This is a genomic window from Nocardia vermiculata NBRC 100427 (genome assembly GCF_001613265.1).
Taxonomy (GTDB): domain Bacteria; phylum Actinomycetota; class Actinomycetes; order Mycobacteriales; family Mycobacteriaceae; genus Nocardia; species Nocardia vermiculata.
In genome coordinates this window covers 1-4,919 of sequence record NZ_BDCA01000062.1, presented here as the reverse complement: position 1 = coordinate 4,919, position 4,919 = coordinate 1, and the positions used below count along the sequence as shown (strand labels likewise).

The following is a 4,919-nucleotide window of genomic DNA, read 5'->3' as shown; positions in this document are numbered from 1 at the left end:
CGATGCGGCCACGCACTACCGCACCGCGGCGCGAGGCGACGGCGGGTCGCGGCCGATCGGTGGGCAGGCCGAGTTCGGCGGGCAGCTCGGCCAAGGTCCGGGTCCAGAAATCGAGCTGTTCGGCCGCCCCGGAAGCCAGCGACTGTCGTTGCCACAGTGTGTAATCCGCGTACTGGGCCGATAGCGTCGGCCATTGTGGAGCACGGGCCGAGCGGCGTGCCAGATAAGCGGCGATCAGATCGCGCAGCAGCGGGTCGAGCGAATAGCCGTCGGCGCTGATGTGGTGCATCACCACCACGATCACCGTGCTGGTGTCCGATTCGCGGATCAGCATGATGCGCACCGGCGGTGCGGCGGTGACATCGAATCCGGCGGCGGCGAATTCGGCGATGTGCGCTGCTGCCGCGCCGTCGCGCAGTGCGAACTCGAGCCCGGCCGACTCCGGGGGCAGCACTATCTGACAGGCCGCACCGTCGGCGTCGAGCGGATAGTAGGTCCGCAGGGCTTCGTGCCGGGCCACCACATCCGTGCAGGCCGCCTGCATCAGCGCCGGATCCAGCTCGCCGAGGATGCGGACCGCGACGACGATATTGTCGGCGGCGGAGTCCGGATCGAGCCGGTTGAGGAACCACATTCCCTGCTGTACCGGTGCCAGCGGGACGATATCTGGACGCGGACCGGCGACCGGCCCCGCGACACCCGCGCCGTGGATACCGGCGTCGAGCGCGTCGGCCAGCTCGGCGACGCCGGGGTGTTCGAACAGCGCCCGCACCGGAATCCGGCGGCCGAGCCGCTCACCGAGACGAGCCGAAACGCGGGTCGCGATCAGGGAATTGCCGCCGAGGGCGAAGAAGTCGTCGCCGGCTCCGACCCGATCGATCCCCAGCACCGTGGCGAAGACCTCGGCGACCAGGCACTGCGCCGCGGTCTCTGGCTCCTGGTACTGCTCAGCGGCGAATACGTCGGCGACCCGGGGGTCGGTGGCATCCGGCAAGGCGGCGCGGTCCAGCTTGCCGGAGGGGTTGAGCGGGAACGCGTCGAGGACGACGACGGCGGAGGGCACCATATATCCGGGGAGCTGGGCGGCCGCCGCCGCGCGGACCTGTGCGCCGAGGCCGCGGGCGCCGGCGCTCGCCGTGACGAAGCCGATGAGATGTTCTCCCCCGGCGGCGGTCACCAGTCGCACGGCTGCCGCGGAAACCCCGGGCACCGCCGCCAGCACCGCCTCGATCTCACCGAGTTCGAGGCGCTGACCGCGGAACTTCAGCTGGAAGTCGGTTCGTCCCAGATAGACGAGTTCCGGTGTGGCACTGCTGCTGTCCCAGCGCACCAGGTCGCCGGTACGGTACAGGCGCGAGCCCGCGCCGGTGGTGTCGAACGGGTCGGCCACGAACCGGTCGGCAGTGAGGTCGGGGCGGCCGTGATACCCGCGGGCCAGCTGTGTGCCGGCCAGATACAGTTCCCCCGCGACCCCGGGTGGGGTGGGTTGCAGTCGCGAATCCAGCACGTAGACCCGGCTGTTCCATTCCGGCCGTCCGATGGGCAGTGCTGCCCCCTCGGTGACACCGGTGACGTCGCGGTAGGTGATGGAGACCGCGGCCTCGGTGGGACCGTACAGGTTGTGCAGGCGGGCGGCGCTGACTGCGGCGAAGGCACGTACCGTTTCCGCCGGCAGTGCCTCGCCGATGACGAAAACCCGTCGTAGCGAACGGAGTTGGGCGGGGCGTGCCACCGTGGCGAAGGCGCTCAGCATCGAGGGGACGAAGTCGGTGACCGTCACCTCGTGCGCGGCGATGGTCTCGGCGAGATACTCCGGATCGCGATGACCGTCGGGGGCGGCCAGCACCAGGGTGGCACCGACCCGCAGCGGCAGGAAGTAGCCCCACAGTGAGACATCGAAGGTGGTCGCGGTCTTCTGCAGGTACACATCCTGCGCGGTGAGCCGGTATTCCGACTGCATCCACGTCATCTGGTTGACGATCGCGGCATGGGACACGCTCACGCCCTTGGGTTTTCCGGTCGAGCCGGAGGTGAAGATCACGTAGGCCGGGTGCGCCGGAGAGATCGGTGCCCGGCGCTCCTGCACCGCGATCGGGTCGTCGCGATAGCCGTCGCAGACCTCGGCCTCGACGTCGACCACCGGCCCATCGAAATCGACGGTGGCGCCGGAGGTGGTCAGCAGTACCGCGGGGCGTGCGGAGTCCAGGATGTGCGCGATGCGCTGCGCCGGATGATCGGGGTCGACGGGCACGTAGGCCGCGCCGGCTTCGAGCACCGCGTATATCGCGACCGCCAGCTCCGGTGAGCGCCGAATAGACAGCGCCACCAGCGATTCCGGGCCGACGCCGAGCGCGATCAGATGCCGGGCGAGCCGATTGACGCGACTGTAGAGCTCACCGTAGGTGAGTACCACGGGCGCGGTGGTGTCGTCGGGGACGTAGTGCACGGCCGGTAGGTGCGGGGTGCTCACGGCCTGGGCCTCGAATTCGTCGAGCAGCAGCTCGTGACCGAATCCGTGGTGCGCCGAGTCGTTCCACTCGCGCAGTACCCGGTCTCGCTCACCGCCGGCGAACAGGTCGATATCGCCGACCGGTCGGCCCGGATCGGCGACGACCGCTTCCAGTACCCGGATCAGCCGCCCGCCCAGGGCCTCGACCGTCGTCCGGTCGAACAGGTCGCCGGCATAGGTGATCCCGAGCTCTCGGGCGGTCACGGTGACCTGCAGGTCGAACGGGTTCAGCTCGGTGTCCAGGCGAACCTCCCCGACGGTCAGCTCGTCGAGTTCCAGTACGACCGGTGCCAGGTTCTGGAAGAACAGCGCCACCTGGAACAGCGGGTGGTGGGCCGGCGAGCGGGGTGGATCGAGAACCTCCACCAGCCGTTCGAACGGTATGTCGGCGTGGGCGAACGCCGCGAGATCGGCTTCGCGCACCGCACGCAGCAGCGTTGCGAAGCTCTGCTCGGTACGGATATCCGTGCGCAGCACCAGGGTGTTGACGAACATGCCGATCACGTCGTCGAGAGCGGCGGCGCCGCGCCCGGCGACCGGCGCACCGATCGCGATGTCCGTGGTCCCGGACAGCCGGGCCAGCAGCACCGCCAGCGCGGCGTGCACCACCATGAACGGGGTGCTCTCGTGCCGCGCGGCCAGCCGATCGATATCGGTGCGCAGCCGGGCGTCGAAACCTACGGTGACGGTGCCGGCGGCGTGTCCTGCGACCGTGGGGCGCGGACGATCGGTGGGCAGTTCCAGCCGGGCGGGCAGGCCACGCAATCGGTCGCGCCAGAAGTCGAGCTGGGCAGCAGCCGATGAGGTGGGGTCGGATTCGGCACCCAGCACCTCCCGCTGCCACAGTGCGTAGTCGGCATACTGGACCGGCAGCCGGTCCCAGTGCGGTACCGCACCGGCGTGGCGGGCGGCGTAGGCGGTGGCGATGTCGCGGGTCAGCGGTGCCATCGAGAATCCGTCGGCAGCGATGTGGTGCACGACGAGGAGCAGGATATGTTCCGCCTCGGGTAAGGCGGCGGGAACGGGTACGGTGGCGGGCTCGACACCGAGCAGCGCCACGCGCAGCGGCACCTCGGTGGTGACGTCGAACGGTTCGGCGATGAAGCCACCGATCAGTGTGGCGGTATCGCCGCCGTGCAGGCGGGTCAGCACCGGAGTGTGGTCGACGGGCTGGATCTGCTGGTAACCGGTACCGCCGATATCGGGGTACACCGTGCGCAGTGTTTCGTGCCGTACGACGACATCGGCCAGGGCGGACTCGAGCGCGTCGATATCGAGTGCACCGGTCAGGCGGAGCGCGACCGGAATATTGTGCACACTGTCGCCGGGGTCGAAGCGGTTGAGGAACCACATGCGCTGCTGCGCGGGCGAGAGCGGCACCAGGTCGGGCCGGGGCCGCGCTGTCAACGGTATGCCCGTGCCGCGGCCGATGAATTCCGATGCGCGCGCGGCTAATCCGCTGACGGTCGGCGCGTCGAAGATCAGGCGCACCGGTAGGTCGGTGCCGAGTTCGGCGCCGAGCCGTGCGGCGACCCGGGTGGCGATCAGCGAATTGCCGCCGAGCGCGAAGAAATCGTCGTCGAGGCCGGCCCGCTCGAGGTGGAGCAGCTCGGCATACACCGCGGCGACGGCCCGTTCGGCCCTGGTGGTGGCGGCCCGGTAGGTTCGCACCACGGCCTCCGGCTCGGGTAGCGCGGTACGGTCGAGCTTTCCGGAGCTGTTGAGCGGCAGGGCTTCCAGTGTGACGAACCGGTCCGGCACCATGTACTCCGGCAGCCGCCGCGCACAGCTTTCCCGCATCGCATCGATATCGAGCACCTGTCCGGCGGTGGGCACCGCATAGGCGAGGAGGCGGTCGTCGCGCACCACGGCCACCACATCCGCGACGTACTCCTGAGTCCGCAATGCCGATTCGATCTCGCCGAGTTCGATGCGCAGGCCCCGCAGTTTCACCTGGAAGTCGGAGCGGCCCAGGTATTCCAGTTCGCCGGCACGGTTCCAGCGGACCAGATCGCCGGTGCGGTACATGCGGTCGCCGGGGCCGAACGGGTTCGCGACGAACCTATCGGCCGTCAGGTCCGGACGGGCGATATATCCCTCGGCCAGCTGGGTGCCGGCGAGGTACAGCTCACCGGTGACCCCGACCGGCACCGGCCGCAGGGCGGAATCCAGGATGTAGACACGAGTATTGAACACCGGACGTCCGATCGGCACCGTCACCGTATCCGCCGCGGTCACCTTGTGGAAGGTCACATCCACGGCCGCTTCGGTCGGGCCGTACAGATTGTGCAGGGGTGCGCCCACGAGTTCACGCCAGTGGGTTGCGGTCTCGGCCCCGAGTGCCTCACCGGAGGTGAAGACGCGGCGCAGTGCGCTCGGGTGGTCGGCAGAGCCGTCCCGCAGCGATTCG

Annotated in this window: 1 protein-coding gene; it reads right to left on the bottom strand. The window is 69.4% G+C overall.

Annotation, left to right across the window (positions count from 1 at the left end):
• A partial coding sequence (locus NV2_RS30400; protein ID WP_157103169.1) for a non-ribosomal peptide synthetase occupies positions 1-4,919 on the bottom strand: 4,919 nt, incomplete at both ends.